14 protein-coding genes, 1 pseudogene and 1 riboswitch are annotated in these 19,191 nt (G+C 60.0%); of the genes and pseudogenes, 8 read left to right on the plus strand and 7 right to left on the minus strand.

Features of this window, described 5'->3' with window-relative positions; translation table 11 throughout:
* Position 1 precedes the first annotated feature (1 nt).
* Positions 2-625, plus strand: a complete 624-nt coding sequence (locus tag AC07VO_RS21185) for an SOS response-associated peptidase (RefSeq protein WP_007939796.1) — start codon at positions 2-4, stop codon at positions 623-625.
* A gap of 66 nt (positions 626-691) precedes the next feature.
* On the opposite strand, the gene AC07VO_RS21190 is transcribed toward AC07VO_RS21185, so the two are convergent.
* Both AC07VO_RS21190 and AC07VO_RS21195 read right to left on the minus strand, forming a co-directional pair.
* Positions 692-1,534 carry a methyl-accepting chemotaxis protein gene (locus AC07VO_RS21190; protein WP_370741153.1) on the minus strand — a complete coding sequence of 281 codons (843 nt, stop codon included), beginning with the start codon at positions 1,532-1,534 and terminating at the stop codon, positions 692-694.
* Between the two features lie 12 nt (positions 1,535-1,546).
* A pseudogene (locus AC07VO_RS21195) lies at positions 1,547-2,833 on the minus strand (methyl-accepting chemotaxis protein); the annotation flags it as partial.
* 274 nt (positions 2,834-3,107) lie between these two features.
* On the opposite strand from AC07VO_RS21195, the gene AC07VO_RS21200 reads away from it, so the two are divergent.
* A complete protein-coding gene (locus tag AC07VO_RS21200) occupies positions 3,108-3,926 on the plus strand; it encodes a M48 family metallopeptidase (RefSeq protein ID WP_018929596.1) in 819 nt (272 codons plus the stop codon).
* Between the two features lie 80 nt (positions 3,927-4,006).
* Here AC07VO_RS21200 and AC07VO_RS21205 read toward each other — a convergent pair whose 3' ends face one another.
* The 3 genes from AC07VO_RS21205 to AC07VO_RS21215 form a co-directional block, all read right to left on the minus strand.
* A complete protein-coding gene (locus tag AC07VO_RS21205) occupies positions 4,007-4,591 on the minus strand; it encodes a TMEM165/GDT1 family protein (RefSeq protein WP_026286682.1) in 585 nt (194 codons plus the stop codon).
* Positions 4,592-4,682: 91 nt separating this feature from the next.
* A riboswitch (yybP-ykoY riboswitch) is annotated at positions 4,683-4,807 on the minus strand.
* 51 nt (positions 4,808-4,858) lie between these two features.
* Positions 4,859-5,857, minus strand: a complete 999-nt coding sequence (locus AC07VO_RS21210; RefSeq protein WP_064616188.1) for a methyltransferase — start codon at positions 5,855-5,857, stop codon at positions 4,859-4,861.
* A gap of 33 nt (positions 5,858-5,890) precedes the next feature.
* Complete coding sequence (locus tag AC07VO_RS21215) at positions 5,891-6,856, minus strand: 2-hydroxyacid dehydrogenase (RefSeq protein WP_086946025.1); 966 nt, start codon at positions 6,854-6,856, stop codon at positions 5,891-5,893.
* A 91-nt stretch (positions 6,857-6,947) separates the two neighbouring features.
* Between AC07VO_RS21215 and AC07VO_RS21220 the strand changes: the two genes are divergently transcribed.
* Positions 6,948-7,577: a LysE family translocator gene (locus AC07VO_RS21220; RefSeq protein WP_019582369.1), complete on the plus strand. Its 630-nt coding sequence runs from the start codon at positions 6,948-6,950 to the stop codon at positions 7,575-7,577.
* 13 nt (positions 7,578-7,590) lie between these two features.
* On the opposite strand, the gene AC07VO_RS21225 is transcribed toward AC07VO_RS21220, so the two are convergent.
* A complete protein-coding gene (locus AC07VO_RS21225; protein ID WP_086946026.1) occupies positions 7,591-8,361 on the minus strand; it encodes an AraC family transcriptional regulator in 771 nt (256 codons plus the stop codon).
* Between the two features lie 84 nt (positions 8,362-8,445).
* On the opposite strand from AC07VO_RS21225, the gene AC07VO_RS21230 reads away from it, so the two are divergent.
* From AC07VO_RS21230 to AC07VO_RS21250, 5 genes are all read left to right on the plus strand, one after another.
* Positions 8,446-9,630: an MFS transporter gene (locus AC07VO_RS21230; RefSeq protein ID WP_086946027.1), complete on the plus strand. Its 1,185-nt coding sequence runs from the start codon at positions 8,446-8,448 to the stop codon at positions 9,628-9,630.
* 147 nt (positions 9,631-9,777) lie between these two features.
* A complete protein-coding gene (locus tag AC07VO_RS21235; RefSeq protein ID WP_018929602.1) occupies positions 9,778-11,460 on the plus strand; it encodes a fatty acid--CoA ligase in 1,683 nt (560 codons plus the stop codon).
* Positions 11,461-11,793: 333 nt separating this feature from the next.
* The gene (locus AC07VO_RS21240) at positions 11,794-13,683 is read left to right on the plus strand and encodes a DUF1302 domain-containing protein (protein ID WP_064616192.1); all 1,890 of its coding nucleotides are present in this window, start codon (positions 11,794-11,796) and stop codon (positions 13,681-13,683) included.
* Positions 13,684-13,711: 28 nt separating this feature from the next.
* Positions 13,712-15,076: a DUF1329 domain-containing protein gene (locus AC07VO_RS21245; protein ID WP_018929604.1), complete on the plus strand. Its 1,365-nt coding sequence runs from the start codon at positions 13,712-13,714 to the stop codon at positions 15,074-15,076.
* A 229-nt stretch (positions 15,077-15,305) separates the two neighbouring features.
* Positions 15,306-18,044 (plus strand): winged helix-turn-helix domain-containing protein, encoded by a 2,739-nt coding sequence (locus tag AC07VO_RS21250; protein ID WP_086946028.1) that lies wholly within the window; start codon positions 15,306-15,308, stop codon positions 18,042-18,044.
* A gap of 109 nt (positions 18,045-18,153) precedes the next feature.
* Here AC07VO_RS21250 and AC07VO_RS21255 read toward each other — a convergent pair.
* Positions 18,154-19,191: calcium-binding protein (locus AC07VO_RS21255; protein WP_492573947.1), on the minus strand; the 1,038-nt coding region annotated here is incomplete at its 5' end.

A 19,191-nucleotide genomic window follows, 5' to 3' on the forward strand; every position in this document is an offset into this window, starting at 1 on the left:
CATGTGTGGACGTTATGCCCTGTTTCGCTGGAACCCCGCCTTCGCAGCCCTGCCCGGATTTCCCGCCGATCAGCAGGCCCAGTGGAATATTTCTCCCAACGATTCGGTGTTGATGCTGCGTGCCGGTGCAGACGGGCAGCGTGAGTTGGCCCGCGCCCGCTGGGGCCTGACGCCGCCGTGGCTGACCGACCTGTCCCGCACGCCGGCCCATGCCCGTGCCGAAACCGTTGCCGAACAACCGATGTTTCGCGAAGCCTTGCGCCTGCGCCGTTGTCTGCTGCCGGCCAATGGTTTTTACGAGTGGCGCGGCACTACGCGCAAACGCCCATACTGGCTGACGCCGGGGGAGGGCTCGACGCTGTACTTCGCGGCGATCTGGGAGGCATATCCGGTGCAGGAGCAGGTATGGCTGAGTACGGCGGTAATCACCCAACCTGCTTCGAGTCAGCGTCGGCCGTTGATTCTCGATGCGGCGGGGCAGGAAGCCTGGCTCAATCCTGAAACCCCGCTACATGCCTTGCAGGCGCTGCTGGCCAGCGAGCCCGCGGCGCTGCGCGAGCGGGTGCTGGCGAACATGGTGAATGATCCGAAGCTCAATGGGCCGGAGTGTTTGACCCCGGGCTGAGCGCGTAATGATCGTTCCCACGCTCCGCGTGGGAATGCAGCCATGGACGCTCCGCGTCATTGAACCCTAAACCTTGAACTGATTGATCAACCGGCGCTGCTGTTCCGCCAACTTGGTCAAATCCGCACTCGCTGCGCTCGATTCATCCGCACCACCAGCCACTTCATTGGCTACTTGCCCGATGTTGATCACGTTGCGGTTGATGTCGTCGGCCACCGCGCTCTGTTCCTCGGCGGCGCTGGCGATCTGGGTGTTCATGTCGTTGATCACCGACACCGCTTGCGTAATGGTTTCCAGCGCTTGGGCCGCTTTCGCCGCGTGCTGCACGCTTTCGTCGGTGCGGTTCTGACTGTCTTCCATGACCCGCACCACATCGCGGGTGCCTTGTTGCAGTTGCTGGATCATGGTCTGGATTTCTTCCGTGGCCTTCTGGGTTTTCTGCGCCAGGTTGCGTACTTCATCGGCCACCACCGCAAAACCCCGACCCTGTTCACCGGCCCGCGCGGCTTCGATGGCCGCGTTCAAGGCGAGCAGGTTGGTCTGCTCGGCGATGCCGCGAATGGCCGTCAGGATCGCGTTGATGTTTTCGCTGTCCTTGGCCAGGGTCTGCACCACGCCGACGGCTTTGCCGATTTCGATGGCCAAAACACCAATCGAATTCGACGTATCCCGGACGATTTGCATGCCTTGTGCCGCCGCCTGATCTGCATGACTGGCAGCTTGCGCGGCCTGGGTGGCGTTGCGCGCCACGTCCTGGGCGGTGGCGGTCATTTCGTGTACGGCGGTGGCGACCTGATCGATCTCGGCCATTTGTTTGTGCACACCGATGTTGGTGCGAATGGCGATGTCCGCGGTGTGTTCCGACGAGTCGCTGACGCTCTGCACCGAAGTCACCACTTGAGTGATCATCGCCTGCAACTTGGCCAGGAAGGTGTTGAAGCCCTTCGCGATCGAGCCCAGTTCGTCGCTGCGGTCGCTGGTCAGGCGGCGGGTCAGGTCGCCTTCGCCCTGGGCGATGTCATCGAGCATGGTCACCATCTGCTTCAGTGGCCGGGCAATGCCGTGGCCCACCAGCCAGATCACCAACAAACCAATGCCGGCGATCAGCAGGCCGACCATGGCCATGCCAAAGGTGTCGGACTTGCGCTGTGCGTCCAGGTCACTCTGAAGTTTTTGCAGGTCGGCCATCACTGCGTTCAGCGGCAGTTGCAGCATCAAGGTCCAGCGGGCGTCGGTCTGGCCGATGCCGAAGGGCAGGTACAACTCGATCCGGCCTTGGGCCTTGTCGACGGTGTAAGTCACTTCGCCACGCTTGAGATTGGCCATATTGGCAATCTGCTTGCTGTCGAGGATGTCGCTGACCTTTTCGCCGAATTTGCTCGGGTCTTTGGTGTAAGCGACGATCCGGCCGTTACCGCCGATCAAGGCCATTTCTCCGGCGCCGCTGTACAGTTTCTGATTCGCCCCCAGGAGCATTTCCTGGATGAAGTTCACCGACAGGTCGGCGCCGACGATGCCCTGGAACGCGCCGTTGAGCATGATCGGTTCAATGAAGGAGGCGAGCATGACGATCTTGTCGCCAACCTTGTAGGGCGCCGGATCGATCACGCAGGATTTTTTGGTTTCCTTGGAGCACAGGTAGTACTCGCTGGCGCGCACACCGGTGGACAAGGTTTTCTGGTCGTCGACGTCCACCAGTTTGTCCAGGCCCAGGCTGCCGTCTTCGTTACGGAACCACCATGGCAGGAAGCGCCCGTTACTGGCGTCGATGCCGACTACTTTGGTGTCGACGTAGGCCGCATCGTTGTGGTCGAGGGCGTTTTTTTCCCACCCAATGTAGGTGCCGAGAATTTTCGGGTTCCGGGCGACGTTTTCCTTGATCAGGCTGATCAGTTGCTCGCGGCTAAGGCTCAGTTGCGGCTGGCCGTCGGCGCCCGGTGTGCCGATCAATGCGTTGACCCGCACCAGACCGCCGGCAATCAGCAGCGGTGCTTCGAGTTCGCGCTGGATCTGGCTGACCTGGGTTTGTGCCAGCGACGTCAGGCGCTGTTCGATGACTTGCTCAAACTGCGCCTGAGTCCGTTGCTGGACCATGTCTTGGGTCCGGGCGCCGGAAAACAGCGCGTACAGCACCAGGGCTGCGACAACGCTGAGCACAATGGCGCCGGCCAGGGCGGCAACGGAAAACTGGATCGACTTGAATTTCATGGGTGCTCCGCACGCAAGAGGACGTCTGCAGAGCTGTATCGGCACTGGGGCGGTGGGGCATGAGCCAGGTGTAACGAATTGGCTGTTTTAGAGTGCTGGATGTCGTAAATGAATCATTGCTGGCCGTGATCAGCCGCGGTGGACGCTGTTGTGTGAATTTTTTCCTACGGTAATCGGGGCTTTGTCTGAAATGTACGTGCTACACGTCCGTTGTATCTGGCGCCGATACAAATCCCCACCTAGGATACGCGGCATGTTTCCAGGGAGCTTCTTGATGAGTAAGACATTGGTTTTGTGTGCACTGAGTGCAAGTCTGCTGCTTGCCGGTTGTCAGTCGGTCAACACCACCAGCGGTGGCGCCGTGGGCGTTGAGCGCACGCAATACATGTTCAGTATGTTGTCGACCTCTGAGGTCAACCAGATGTACGCCCAGTCTTATCAACAGACCATCGGGGAGGCGAGCACCAAAGGCGTGCTGGATAAATCCAGTAACAATGCGAAGCGCGTCCAGGCCATCTCCAATCGCCTGATTGCCCAGGCACCGGTGTTTCGTCCGGATTCGGCCCAGTGGCAATGGGAAGTGAACCTGATCAAGAGCGATGAGCTGAATGCCTCCTGCGGGCCTGGCGGCAAGATCATTTTCTACAGCGGGCTGATCGACACCCTGCAACTCACTGACGACGAAATAGCCGCCATCATTGGCCATGAAATCGCTCACGCCTTGCGCGAGCACAGTCGTGAAGCGATGTCCAGGGCTTATGGTCTCGAAATGGCCAAGCAGGGCGCCGGTGCGTTGCTCGGTCTGGGGCAGGACAGCCTGGCCCTGGCGGACACCGTGGCCAAATACGGCATGACCTTGCCCAACAGTCGCGAGAACGAAAACGAAGCCGACTTGATCGGCCTCGAACTGGCCGCCCGCGCTGGATACAACCCGAACTCTGCGATCACCCTGTGGAACAAAATGAGCAAAGCCTCGGAAGGCGCACCGCCAGAGTTCTTGAGCACTCACCCGGCGTCGGCCAGTCGGATTGCGTCGTTGCAGGCGGCGATTCCGAAAGTCATGCCGTTGTACGAGAAAGCCAGGAAATCCTGATCATCAAGTGCTGAGGCTTGTGGCGAGGAGGCTTGTCGGAGCGCCCCCTCGCCACAATCTGTTACTCACCAGATCCAGGGTCAAACCCAGCCACTGCTCTGCATCGCCTTGTACACCGCGACAATCGCCAGGATGAAGAACGCCGACGCCGCCAGGCGACGGATCAAAGTCAGAGGCAGTTTTTCCGCTGCAAAATTACCCGCCAGTACCACCGGCACGTTGGCAATCAACATCCCGGCGGTGGTGCCGAGGATCACCAGCCACAGATCCGGGTATTGCGCGGCGAGCATCACGGTCGCAACCTGAGTCTTGTCGCCCATCTCCGCGAGGAAGAACGCAATCAGCGTGGTCAGGAACGGTCCGAACTTGCGGGCGGTGCTGGCTTCGTCTTCGTCCATCTTGTCCGGCACCAGTGTCCACAGCGCCGTGGCGGCGAAGCTGGCGGCGAGGATCCAGTGAAGCGTCGCATTCGAGAAGAAACTGCCGAACCAGGCGCCTACCGCACCGGCCGCCGCGTGGTTGGCCAGGGTCGCGGCGACGATGCCGGCGATGATCGGCCAGGGTTTGCGAAAGCGGGCAGCGAGAATGAGTGCGAGCAGTTGCGTCTTGTCGCCGATTTCGGCCAAGGCAACGATTGCGGTGGGAACGAGTAGAGAGTCCAGCATCATCAGGGTTTTCCTAAGGGGCGGGTCGACACGGCTATGACACGTACAGCCTTCCCGCCCCGGGTAAGGTGTTCGTGTCATAGGTCTTGTCAAACCCTGCGATCCGTCTGATGCGGACGCGTGGGTCGCATACGCCATGGTCTGAGGACCAAGTATGTTGACGTATGCCGGACGAGCATGGCGCTCGTGGGAGACTACTCCCCTAGGACGGAGCGGATTCTGCCTAGGCAAATCCGAATGGGCAAGCCTTCTTTTACAAAAGCGTTTTCAGCCACGCTTGGCCCGGTAGATTCTAAAACCCTGTCCTTCAGCCTTGATCGCACACGCGCCCAAGTGCTCTTCGATCAGCGGCTGATACTTCAGGAAACTGTTGGCAACCAACCGCAGTTCGCCGCCATTTTTCAGATGTTTAGCTGCTTTTCGCAGCAAGTTCTCTGTGGCGAAGTAGTCGGTGTGTACGCCGACATGGAACGGTGGATTACTCAGAATCGCGCTCAAGCCCATGGGCGCTGCGTCGATGCCGTCACCGGTCAGCACTTCCGCTTCCAGACCGTTGGCGGCCAGGGTCAGGCGACTGCTGGCGGCGGCAAATGCGTCGACATCGAGCAAGGTGACCTGGTTGTGCGGGTAACGCCGCTTGACCGCTGCCCCCAGCACGCCTGCACCGCAACCGAAGTCCAGCAGGTGGCCGCTGGGCAGTTTGTCCAGATGTTCCAGCAGCAGGGCGCTGCCGCGATCCAGTCGACCGTGGCTGAACACGCCCGGCAGGCTGATGACTTTCAACGGCCCTTCGGCCAATGGCAGTTCATAGGTCTGGGCCAGGCTTTCCAGCGATTTGGCTTCTGGAGCATTGGCCACGGTGACCTGCCAGAGCTGGCAATGCCGTGCGCTGTCGAGCTTGCGTGGTTTTCCGAAGGGGTTCAACTGCTTGGCCGCGCCTTCGATGCCGCTGCGTTTTTCGCCGACCAGATACAACTCACGACCGGCCAGACGAGAGGCGAGGGCGTTGAGGATATAGTCGGTCAGGTCCTTGGACTTGGGCAGAAACACCACAGCGCTGTCGAATTCGCGCTCGGGCGCATTCACGCCAAAATGGCTGCGCCCGGCGAAACGGGCGTCCAGTGCTGCTTGATCGCCGGCGTGCCAGCACCAGCCGTGGGCATCGGGCAGGCGACCCAGTAAGTCGTCGGCGGGTAAACCGGCCAGCAGCACCGAACCCTGGAACAACTCGGCCTGACGAAGCAGTACTTCACTGCGCGGATCCATACTCTGCTCCTTGAAAAAAAGTGCCGCAGTTTATCAACTGACGACCCGCAGCGCTTTACCGCTGAAGTAAGCCTGAGCGTTTTCCGTCAACTGGCCAACGATTCGCTGCCGCGCCTCGCGGCTACCCCAGGCGTTGTGCGGAGTGACAATCAGCCGTGGAATGTCCTGGGCCAGCAGCGGATTGCCCGCAGTCGGTGGTTCGACACTCAACACGTCGGTGGCCGCGCCGCCCAAGTGGCCGTTGCGCAGGGCGTCGGCCAATGCTTGTTCGTCGATCAAGCCGCCTCGCGCGGTGTTGACCACGAAAGCACCGGGCTTCATCGAGGCCAGTTCACGGGCACCGATGAAGTGTCGGGTGTGTTCGTTGAGCGGGCAATGCAGGGTCAGGGCGTCGATTTGCGGCAGCAGTTCGTCCAGCGGCAAGCGGTCCGGGCGGGCAGGGCGGCCCGGAATCTGCCCCAACAAGACGCGCATGCCGAACGCTTCGGCCAGCCGCGCGACGGCACCGCCCAGTTCACCGTGGCCGAGCAAACCGAGGGTTTTGCCTTCGAGTTCGACGATCGGGTAATCCAGCAGGCAGAACTGTTTCGCCTGTTGCCAGCGACCTTCGGCGACGGCTTTTTGATAGTCGGCCAGGCGCGTCGCCAGGTTCAGTAACAACATGATCGTGTGCTGAGCCACCGACGGCGTGCCGTAACCCTGGCAATTGCAAACAGCGATTCCGTGGGCGCGGGCTGCAGCAAGGTCGACATTGTTGGTGCCGGTGGCGGTGATCAGGATCAACTTCAACTCGGGGCTGGCCGCCATGGCCGCCGCATCAATCAGGATTTTATTGGTGATGGCGACAGTGGCGCCTTTGAGGCGTTCGATCACCTGCGCAGGCGTGGTCTGGGCGAACAGCTGCAAGTCGCTGAAGCACTCGCGTAGTGGGCTGAGGTCGAGATCGCCGAGGTCCAGGGACGGATGGTCAAGGAAAACGGCGCGGCGAGAGTTCGTCATCAACTGTACCTTTTGTGCGTTGAACTGAAGGCGTAATCTGCCGAGCCTACCAGATGAAACAAGCAGTTACGCTTGGCCAAAGGGAGCCCCCATGTACTGGACAGAATTCTTGACCGTTGCGCTGATTCACCTGCTGGCTGTTGCAAGCCCCGGCCCGGATTTCGCCGTGGTGGTGCGAGAGAGCGTGACTCACGGTCGCCGCGCCGGGACCTGGACGGCGCTGGGCGTTGGTTCGGCGATTTTCCTGCACGTCGGTTATTCGCTGCTGGGGATCGGGTTGATCGTGTCTCAGTCGATCGTGCTGTTCAACGCCTTGAAATGGGCCGCTGCCGCGTACCTGCTGTACATCGGCTACAAGGCCCTGCGCGCGCAACCGGCCAAACCTGCGGCTGACGATCTGCACCAGGAAGCGGGTGAGCGCACCGCGCGGGGCGCCTTCACTGCGGGGTTCGTGACCAATGGCCTGAACCCGAAGGCCACGCTGTTTTTCCTGTCGCTGTTCACCGTGGTGATCAACCCGCACACGCCGCTGGCGGTACAGGCCGGTTACGGGATCTATCTGGCAGCGGCAACGGCGCTCTGGTTTTGCCTGGTGGCGATGTTGTTCAGTCAACAACGCGTGCGCGCCGGTTTCGCCCGCATGGGCCACTGGTTCGACCGGACCATGGGCGCGGTGCTGATCGCCATCGGCGTGAAACTCGCGTTCACCGAGATGCATTGATCGCGCTGAGTGTCTACGGGGGATTGAGTTCGCTCAATTTGTTCAGCGCGTTCAGGTATTCCCGAGGGTTTTCCCCGAGCAAACGGCGAAACATTGCGCTGAACGCCCGAGCACTGCCGTAGCCCAGGTCGCGCGCCACGCTCTGCACGCTTTCCCCGGCGAGCAGACGCGGCAGGGCTTCCATCAGGCGCAGTTGCTGGCGCCAGGCATTGAAATTCATCTTCAGTTGCTGCTGGAACAGCCGCGCCAAGGTTCGAGAGCTGGCGCCGACCTGTTGTGCCCAGTCTTCCAGGGTGTTGGAGTGATTCGGTGTGCGCAGCAGCGCCATGCAGATGCCCAGCAGGCGTCGGTCCTCGGGCATTGGAATGTGTAGCGGGAGGTTTTCCAGGCTGGCGATCTCTTCCAGCATCAGCTTCTGAATCAATGAGTTTTCCGCGTGTCGCGGACCTTGCACCGCGCGCAGGATCAGCTCGCGCAGCAGCGGCGTGACGGCCAGCACACAGCACTGTTGCAGCGTTGGCGGCGACAGTTCGGGGGCAATGAACAGCGAACGCATGCGCACCTCGCCCGACATGAAAATTTCATGCGCCACCAATGGCGGAATCCACACGGCTCGGGTTGGTGGAATGACCCAGGCACCTTGTGCGGTGACCACTCGCATGGTGCCGCAAACGGCGTACAGCAACTGAGCTTCGCGGTGTTGATGCAGTTCCTGGTGAGCACCGTCCACGTAATCTCGCGGATAGGCGCTGACCGGCCCGTGCAGGAAATGGCTGATTAACATGTCAGATCCAATGACTTTGTTGTCAGGATTACTCTTTTTCGCCAACTTAGCATAAGCCGCTCACTACAACGTAAGCGTGCCGCGATGAACCAGTCCAGAAATGTCCTCCGCTATATCAACGCAGCCCATGTGATCGATCACATGTTCATGCTGATTTTTCCCGCCGCCGTTCTCGGCATGACCCAGGCCTTCGCACTGGACTACGCCGCGCTGATCGGCCTGTCTCTCGGCGGCTTTATTGCCTTTGGCGCCTGTTCGCTGCCGGCCGGCTGGCTGGGGGATCGCTGGAGCCGACGGAAAATGATGCTGGTGTTTTTTTTCGGCATTGGCGCTTCGGCGATCTTTACCGGCGTGAGCAGCAGCGCACCGATGCTGGTAATCGGCCTGACGCTGATCGGTATTTTCGCCGCGATCTATCACCCGGTGGGCACCGCGATGCTGGTGGCTTACGCGCACAACCGGGGCCGCGAAATCGGTATCAACGGCATGTGGGGCAACCTTGGCGTGGCGTTTTCGGCGCTGATCACCGGGTTGCTGGTGGCGCAACTCGGCTGGCGTTCGGCATTCGTTTTGCCTGGCGTGGTGGCGATTGGGCTGGGCATCGGTTTCGCGTTTCAGGTGCGCGAAGAACCGATCCCCAAGCGTGCGCACACACCGCTCAAAGATGCGGCCGGTCAGCGGATTTCCATGGTCATGGTGTTCGGCGTACTGGCCTTGGCTACCGCGACCGGCGGTGTGGTGTTCAACGCCACGACCATGACCTATCCGAAATTGTTTCAGGAACGCCTGCACGATTTGTTTACTTCACCGCAAATCCTTGGCGTCGTGGTCAGCCTGGCGTATGCCTTCGGCGCCGTGGCGCAGTTGAGCATCGGCCGGGTCTTGCATCGTTTCAGTCTGAAATGGCCGTTCATAGTGTTGACGCTGTGCCAGGCGCCACTGTTGTTCGGGTTGGCCTATGTCGACGGCTGGGCCGTGATCGTGCTGGGTGCTGCGTTCATGTTCGTGGTGTTTGGCCAGGTCACGGTGAATGATGCGATGGTCGCCAACTTTGTCGCGCCGCAATGGCAATCCCGAGTCTTCGCGCTGCGTTACTGTTTATCGTTCGGTGCCAGTGCTACCGCGATTCCGCTGATTTCGTTCGTCGAACCGCGCCAAGGTTTTGTAGGTCTTTACCTGATATTGGCGAGTATTGCGGCGTTGACCTTCGTGGCTGCAATGGTTTTCCCCCGGACACCGGCCGAGGCTGCCGTAGGAAAAATGGCGTAACGGCTGACGAATTCTCGCAAGTGCTGGCGTAAAGCTAGCATTTGTACGGCTCTGCAAATCATACCTTTGGCTGATTTGGCTGGCGTTCAAGGCCTCTAGAGTGCTTAGCTTTAGCAGCCAAGACTGTGCAGTCAAAAAGGGACTCTTATGTTGCAGACTCGCGTTATTCCTCCAGCCGAGGGCGCTTACCAGTATCCGCTGTTGATTAAACGGCTGCTGATGTCAGGCGCCCGTTACGAAAAAACTCGCGAAATCATCTACCGCGATCAGTTGCGCTACAGCTATCCGACCCTGATCGAGCGGGTTGCGCGGCTGGCCAATGTGCTGACAGAGGCCGGCGTGAAGGCCGGGGATACCGTGGCGGTAATGGACTGGGACAGCCATCGCTACCTGGAGTGCATGTTCGCCATCCCGATGATCGGCGCGGTGATCCACACCATTAACGTGCGGCTGTCGCCAGAACAGATTCTTTACACCATGAACCACGCCGAGGACCGCTTTGTGCTGGTCAACAGCGAGTTCGTCGGTTTGTACAAGGCGATTGCCGGGCACCTGACCACGGTGGAGAAAACCCTGCTGCTGACCGACTTGCCGGAAAAAACTGCCGAGTTGCCGAACCTTGTCGGCGAGTACGAGCAACTGCTGGCCGCGGCGAGCCCGCAGTACGACTTCCAGGACTTCGACGAAAACTCGGTGGCCACCACGTTCTACACCACCGGCACCACCGGTAACCCCAAAGGCGTGTATTTCACCCATCGGCAACTGGTGCTGCATACCATGGGCGTGGCGACCATCATGGGCGCCATCGACAGCGTGCGGCTGTTGGGCACCAACGACGTGTACATGCCGATCACCCCGATGTTCCATGTGCATGCCTGGGGCTTGCCGTATGTGGCGACCATGCTCGGGCTCAAGCAGGTTTATCCGGGCCGTTACGACCCCGAGTATCTGGTGGAGCTGTGGCGCAAGGAGAAGGTGAGCTTTTCCCACTGCGTGCCGACCATTCTGCAAATGGTCCTCAATGCCAAGGCGGCGCAAAACGTCGATTTCGGTGGCTGGAAAATCGTCATCGGCGGCAGTGCGCTCAACCATGCGCTGTACGACGCCGCCAAGGCCAAGGGCATCCAATTGACCGCCGCCTATGGCATGTCGGAGACCGGGCCATTGGTATCATGCGCCCACCTCAACGATGAGCTGATGGCCGGCACCGAAGACGAACGCACCACCTACCGGATCAAGGCTGGTGTGCCGGGGCCGTTGGTCGAGGCGGCAATCGTCGACACCGAGGGCAACTTCCTGCCTGCCGATGGTGAAACCCAGGGCGAACTGGTGCTGCGTGCGCCGTGGCTCACCGAGGGTTACTTCAACGAGCCGCAAAAAGGCGCCGAGCTCTGGGCCGGGGGCTGGCTGCACACCGGCGACGTGGCAACCCTGGACAGCATGGGCGTGATCGACATCCGTGACCGGATCAAGGATGTGATCAAGACCGGTGGCGAGTGGATCTCTTCCCTGGACCTGGAAGACCTGATCAGTCGCCACCCTGCGGTACGTGAGGTAGCAGTAGTGGGCATCGCCGATCCGCAGTGGGGCGAGCGCCCATTTGCGCTGTTGGTGGTTCGCGAAGGGCATCAGATCGGGGCCAGGGAACTCAAGGAGCACCTCAAGCCGTACGTTGAACAGGGGCACCTGAGCAAGTGGGCTATCCCGAGTCAGATCGCCGTTGTTACTGAAATTCCCAAGACCAGCGTCGGCAAGCTCGACAAGAAGCGTATCCGCGTCGACATCACCGAATGGCAGGCCAACAACAGCACCTTCCTCTCGACGCTTTAAGCGTCATCTGGCGTGCCCGAAAGGGCACGCCAGAGCCACCAAGCAAGCGCTTGGCTTGTGAAATCCGAATTTTCAGCCATCCTTGCCGTGCCGACATGTGTCGGACTGGCGAAAGGACTGTTCCAGGGTGGCCGGCAGCGCAAATCACACTTTAGAGGGATCAAGCACTACTACCTGCTGGCTATAGTCCGCTCAAGGATTTTTAAGAACGGAGCTCACGCAATAAACGGGGCGATGCAACTTTGGAGTGACTTCGGACCGCTTGGCTTCCGGTTACCCACAGCGTTTTTAAAAGTACTAAGCCATAACAATAATGCACATGGAGTAGCGTCGATGACATCAGTAAACCAGTTCTGGCGCCGGGCGAAACTGCCCCTGGCGGTCAGTCTTGCCTCTTCGCTCGCCGGGCCCGCATTCGGCGTCAGTTTCAACGTTGGTGAAATCGAAGGTCAATTCGACTCATCCCTGTCGATCGGAGCCAGTTGGTCTACTCAGAGTCCCAACAAAAACCTGATCGGCGTCAATAACGGGGGCCATGGCCTGTCCCAGACGTCCGATGACGGTCACGCCAACTTCAAGAGTGGCGAAACCTTCTCGAAGATCTTCAAGGGTATTCATGACCTTGAATTGAAATACGGCGACACCGGTGTCTTCGTCCGAGGCAAATACTGGTACGACTTCGAACTCAAGGATGAAAGCCGCGAATTCAAGGACATCAGCGACAGCAACCGCAAGGAAGGCGCCAAATCCTCCGGCGGCGAGCTCCTCGACGCCTTCGTCTACCACAACTACTCCATTGCCGATCAGCCGGGTTCCGTGCGTCTGGGCAAGCAGGTTGTGAGCTGGGGTGAAAGTACTTTCATCGGCGGCGGCATCAACTCGATCAACCCGATCGACGTCTCCGCGTTTCGTCGTCCCGGCGCCGAGGTCAAGGAAGGTCTGATCCCGGTCAACATGTTCTACGTGTCCCAGAGCCTCACCGACACTCTGTCGGCCGAAGCCTTTTATCAACTGGAATGGGACCAGACCGTCGTCGATAACTGCGGCACCTTTTTCTCCCAGCCCGACATCATTGCCGACGGTTGCGACAACAACCTGCGCGTGCTGAACAAGCGTTCGACCATTCCGGGCGCCGCCTTGCCCACATTGGCCAGGCTGGGCGTCGACGTTAACGACGAAGGTGTACTGGTGCGTCGTGGCCCTGATCGCGATGCACGGGACAGTGGCCAGTGGGGCGCGTCCCTCAAATACATGTTCGAGCCGCTGGACACCGAGTTCGGTGCTTACTTCATGAACTACCACAGCCGTGCGCCGATCTTCAGCGCTACGGGGGCTCCAGCATCGGCCTATGCGCAGGCAGCGGCCTTGCCGGGGGCGCTTCGGGCTCTGGCGCCGTTGGTGGTCGCGGGTAACTCGAACTACTTCGTCGAGTACCCGGAAGACATCCGCCTCTACGGCTTGAGCTTCTCCACCACCTTGCCTACCGGCACGGCGTGGAGCGGTGAGCTCAGCTATCGTCCGAACGCGCCGGTGCAGCTCAACTCCACCGACATTCTGTTCGCCGGCGTGCGTCCATTGGGCGGCACCCTGACCAATGCTTCGCTGCTTAACGGTGTGCCGGGTCAGGACTTGCACGGCTATCGCCGCAAGGAAATCACCCAGTTCCAGACCACCCTGACGCACTTCTTCGATCAGGTCATGGGCGCCAGCCGCCTGACCCTGGTGGGCGAAGTGGGCGTGACCCACGTCGGAGGCCTGGAAAGTACCTCTGACGTCCGTTATGGCCGTGACCCGGTCTACGGGCCTGGCGAACTGCCGTCCACCGGTGGCCTCGATACCTGCTCGGCGATCCTCAACACCAGCACCATCAATGGTGCCGGCGCGGGTGCCGCTACCAACAACCGCAGCCGCAATTGCAACAACGACGGCTTCACTACGGCTACTTCGTGGGGTTATCGCGCCCGGGCCATTTGGGAATACCCCGACGTATTCGCCGGTGTGAACCTCAAGCCGAACGTGGCCTGGTCCCACGACGTGAGCGGTTACTCGCCAGGCCCTGGCGGCAACTTCGAGGAAGGTCGTAAAGCGGTAAGCCTGGGGCTCGATGCCGAATACCAGAACACCTACACCGCGAGCCTGGCGTACACCAACTTCTTTGACGGCAAGTACACCACCGTAGATGACCGCGACTTCGTTGCGCTCAGCTTCGGCGTGAACTTCTAAGCACTGCATTTTCAGGACGAACACATTTATGAAAATAACAAAGAGTCTGTTCCATGTTGGTGTTCTGGGGCTTTCGCTGCTGGCGACCGCTGTCATGGCGGCGGTCCCTGCGGCCGAAGCGGACAAGCTGGGCAAGAGCCTGACCCCCATGGGGGCCGAGATGGCAGGCAACGCCGACGGCTCGATCCCGGCCTGGAAACCGATGCCAAAAAACGCCGGTAGCGTGGACAGCAAGGGTTTTCTGTCTGATCCGTTCGCGAGTGAAAAACCGCTGTTCACCATCACCGCGCAGAACGTCGACCAGTACAAGGACAAACTCGCGCCGGGCCAGTACGCGATGTTCAAGCGCTACCCGGAAACCTTCAAGATGCCGGTCTACCCGTCCCATCGTGGCGCCACTGTGCCGGATGAGGTGTTTGCCTCCATCAAGAAGAACGCTACCAACACTAACCTGGTGTCCGGTGGTAATGGTCTGGAGAACTTCGAAACCGCGATCCCGTTTCCGATTCCGAAAAGTGGCGTTGAAGTCATCTGGAACCATATCACCCGTTATCGCGGCGGCAGTGTGACCCGTCTGATAACCCAGGCCACGCCGCAGGCGAACGGCTCGTTCAGCCTGGTGTACTTCGAGGACCAGTTCGTGTTCCGCGACAGGATGAAGGATTACGACCCGAAGAACCCGGGCAACATTCTGTTCTACTTCAAGCAGAAAGTGACCGCGCCGGCTCGTCTGGCCGGTGGCGTGCTGCTGGTGCACGAAACCCTCGACCAGGTGAAAGAGCCGCGTTCGGCGTGGGTCTACAACGCCGGGCAGCGCCGAGTGCGTCGTGCGCCGCAAGTGTCCTATGACGGGCCGGGTACCGCTGCCGATGGCCTGCGTACCTCCGACAACCTGGACATGTACAACGGTGCGCCGGATCGCTATGACTGGAAGCTCGAAGGCAAGAAAGAGATGTACATCGCCTCCGACAGCTACAAGCTCGATTCGCCACAGCTGAAGTACGCCGACATCATCAAGGCTGGTCACATCAACCAGGACCTGGCTCGCTATGAACTGCGCCGGGTCTGGCATGTGGTCGCGACGCTTAAGGAAGGTCAGCGTCACATCTACGCCAAACGTGACTTCTACATTGACGAAGACACCTGGCAGGCGGCAGTGGTCGACCACTACGACGGTCGCGGGCAACTGTGGCGCGTCGCCGAAGCTCACTCCGAGAACTACTACGACAAACAAGTGCCGTGGTACGCCCTCGAAACCTTGTACGACCTGCAATCGGGCCGCTACCTGGCACTGGGCATGAAGAACGAAGAGAAGTCGGCCTATAACTTCGGCTTCACCGCCAGTACCGCCGACTTCACTCCGGCCGCGTTGCGTCAGGAAGGCGTTCGCTAAAACGTTGTAACCCGAGGCCGCATCCTCGAAAAAACGCCCCGACTGGTTCGGGGCGTTTTTTTGGCAGTTCATAAAGATCGTTGTCCGGTGTGGCTGTCCGGTTTACCGACATTTTTGCTCGTAGTCTTTTTGTAGCCATTTGTAGCAATAACCTTCAATAGCTCTTCGTTTACCGCTAGGCTGCGGACATCTGTAACGCCGCCATCAGTATTTCAAACAAGAGCCGGCCATGACTGATCTGTCCCCACTTCCGGGCCCTGCAAGCGTTGCCGTCGCGGCACTGGACGGGCGTTTTTTCCGGCCTCCGCTGCCCGCCGGCCATGTGCTGCGGCCGCGTCTGTGCGAGCGCCTGAGTGCAGGTCTCGGTGGCAGGCTGTTGCTGGTCAGCGCGCCGGCAGGGTTCGGCAAGAGTTCATTGGCGGTGGAGTTTTGTCAGGGGTTGCCGGATCACTGGCAAAGCCTGTGGCTGGGCTTGAGTCTGCGGGACAGTGATCCCGGCCGTTTTCTTGAGCGCCTGCTCGAAGGTCTTCAGGACTACTTTCCACAACTGGGCAGCCAGGCGTTGGGGCTGCTGAAAATGCGCCAACGTCATCAACCGTTCGCCTTTGAAGAATGGCTGGACGGTTTGCTCGATGAACTGGCCGTGCACCTCTCACCCAACACGCCGCTGCTGTTGGTACTTGATGACTATCATCTGGCCCAGGGCCCGGTGCTCGATCGTTGTCTGCAGTTTTTCCTCAATCATTTACCCGATGGCCTGTTGGTCATGGTCACCAGTCGGCAGCGTCCGGACTGGCATCTGGCACGCCTGCGGCTGTCGCGGCAACTGCTCGAGTTGCATGAGCAGGATCTTCGGTTGACCCATGATGAAGCCCTGAGCCTGCTGGATCGACACAGCATTTCATTGCGTGGCGAGGCGCTGGAGAATTTGATCCAGCGTAGCGAAGGCTGGGTGGCAGGGCTGCGCTTCTGGCTCTTGGCGGCCTCCGAGGTGGGCAGCGAGGGGGCATTGCCCCAGTCGCTGTACGGCGGGGAAGGACTGATTCGCGATTACCTGCTCGAAGAAGTCATCGATTGCCTGCCCGCCGAGGTGCAGTCATTCCTGTACGACACCGCGCCCCAGGAGCGCTTTTGCAGTGAGCTGTGCGACGCTGTGCGCGAAGCCCATGACAGCGCCGAAATCCTGCGTTTCCTGCTGGCGCATCAGGTGTTCCTGGTGCCGTTGGACGAACACGGTCACTGGTATCGCTATCACCACCTTTTTTCCGATCTGTTGCGCAGCCGGCCCACCGCCCAGGCGATGGTGCCGACGGCCAGCTTGCACCTGCGCGCCTGCCGCTGGTTCAACGCCCAAGGGCTACTCGATGAGGCGGTGGAGCAGGCGTTGCGCGCCGGGCATCTGGATGTCGCGGCGAATCTGGTGCAAAACCTTTCTGAAGAGCAACTGCTGGCCGAGCAGAACGTCGGCATGTTGCTGCGCTGGAAAATGGACTTGCCCGATAGCCTGTTAATCAGCACGCCACGGCTGATCGTGCTCTACAGCTGGGCATTGGGGCTGGCCTGTCAACTGGACGCCGCCGAAGAGCTGGCCAGTCACCTGAGCCGCTTCCTGCCGGCGCCGTCGGCTACTGCGCAAAAATCCATGCTGGCGCAATGGCTGGCCCTGAGCGGGATCATTGCCCGGGGGCGAGGCAATCGCGAGCTGACCATGCTCTATTGCGCTGAAGCACTGGAAAGCCTGCCGGCCAAACGGTATGGACAGCGACTGATGTGCCTGTCGACATTGTCCAATCTGGCGATTGCCGATGGCGACTTGTGGCGTGCCCGGGGGTTGAATCGTGATTCGCTGGAGTTGGCACAGCGCGTTGGCAATCCGTTGTTCGAGGCCTTGGCTCATTACGACCGCGCCCGGGTATTGCAAGCGCGCGGGGAGATTCTTCGTTCACTGGATGAAGTCCGTCAGGGGTTGCAACGCCTGCAAGGTTTATCCCCTCAACGACTCTATGCGGTGCGTGCACGCCTGACCTTGTACGAGGGTTTTTTGCTGGCGCTGCGCTTGCAACCCCAGGCCGCGCGGGCACGTTTACTCGCGGGGTTGGGTGAAGCCAGGGCCTGTCGTGACATCAGCGTACTGATCGGCCACTGTGTTATTGCCCGGCTGGAGGGCAACAGCGGCGAATTCGCGAAGGCCTTCGCCGAACTTGCCGAGGCCGAGCGCCTGATGCACATCTGGGACGTCCCGCCGATTTACTATCTGGCGATGATTACCCTGGTCAAATGTGAACTCTGGCTGGCTCAGGGTCGCACCGATCTGGCCGAAGCCTGGCTTGCGCGACTGGGCCAGACCTATAACGGCGAGCACCCGGCTGCCCCCCCGGAATTCCATCCACAACTACCGCTGCACATTGAGTTGCAACAGGCGGTGCTGGACATGATGAAGGGCCAGCCCATGCTCGCCGAAGGGCGCCTGAATGCGCTGCATGAACACGGTCAGCGTAGCGGTCGGCAGATGCTCAGCGTGATGGCGCTGAATCAGAACGTTACGCTGTTGTTGGCGGGCGGACGCGAACCCGAGGCCCGCAAGGCGCTGGCCCAGGCTTTGGAAGCGGCCGCCGGAGGTGTCCTGCAACCGTTTGACCGATTACTGGCCGAGCATCCGGACTGGCTGCGTGGGCAACTTCAACCCTGTGCGCCGACGCCGGTTTCGCAGCATCTGCTGGAAAAGCTTCCGGCCATGGCCTCCCGTCCAGTGGTTGAGTCATCGCCTGTTGCTGAACAACTCAGTACGCGTGAACTGGCGGTTTTGCGGCTGATCGCGCAGGGATGTTCGAATCAGGAAATCAGTGATCAGTTGTTCATTTCGCTGCATACGGTCAAGACCCATGCCAGTCATATCAACAGCAAATTAGGTGTTGAGCGGCGCACGCAGGCCGTGGCTCGGGCGAAAGAGTTAGGGGTGTTGGGGTGAACGGGGCCCCCGACATTTTTCGCGTTCAAGTCTTGGCGCTTGGGTTCAGTCTTGGTGATACAAAACAAAACACCCCGACATTGGTCAGGGCGTATTGTTCAAACCTTGGTCAAACTACCAAGTCCTTGGCACTGAAGGTATCGACGCCTACCAGTTGGATTGCGAAATCTGCATCCAGCCTGCCGTTGACGTTGCCGTACAACACATGATCCTCGAAACGCAGTTGTCCTGCTCCTGTGAACGCATTCGAGTCAATGAATGTAAAGGCGTTGAACGCAGTGGTGAGCATATTGGCATCGAGTTTTGACAGGTCGATCTTGTCGCCCTGTAGGCTGCTGAAGTCGGTGATGACGTCACTGTTTGCCCCTTTGCCCAGCTCACTGAGTAAATTGAAAACAAACCGGTCGGCACCAGAGCCGCCCGTCAGGATGTCTGTGCCCAGACCTCCTATCAGCAGGTCATTGCCCATACCACCATCAAGCAGGTCGTTGCCTGCTCCACCATTGAGCACATTGTTGCCACTGTTGCCGGTCAGCACGTTATTCAGGGCGTTGCCGACACCGGTGAGGTTGTCGCTGCCGGTGAGGGTGAGGTTTTCCAGGTTGGCACTCAGGGTCCAGCTCACCGAGGAACGTACGGTGTCGATTTCGCTCGCCAGGGTACTGGTCTCGGTGACCGCGTCCTGGAGGTTGTCGACGATATAAGTGTCGTTGCCAGTGCCGCCGATCATCAGGTCGGCGCCGGTTCCGCCATCCAGAACGTTATTGCCGCTGTTACCGGTCAGACGGTTGCCCAAGGAGTTGCCGGTGGCGTCGAGGTTGTCGCTGCCGGTGAGTGTCAGGTTCTCGAGGTTGCTACCCAGGGTGTAGCTGATCGACGACATGACCGTGTCGATTTCGACCAGCGAGGTGCCGCGTTCGATCACCGTGTCGCCGAGGTTGTCGACCACGTAGGTGTCGTTGCCAGCCCCGCCGTCCAGGGTATCAGCCCCGGCCTTGCCGTCGAGGAAGTTGGCGGCGGCGTTGCCGAGCAGGGTGTTGTTCAGGTCGTTGCCGATCACGGTGAAGGCACCGAGGCCGGTGACGGTGACATCTTCGACGTTCTGCAGGTTGCTTTGACTGAGGTCGACGGTGCTGCTGGCCAGGGT

The organism is Pseudomonas sp. GW821-FHT03E01, from assembly GCF_059420765.1.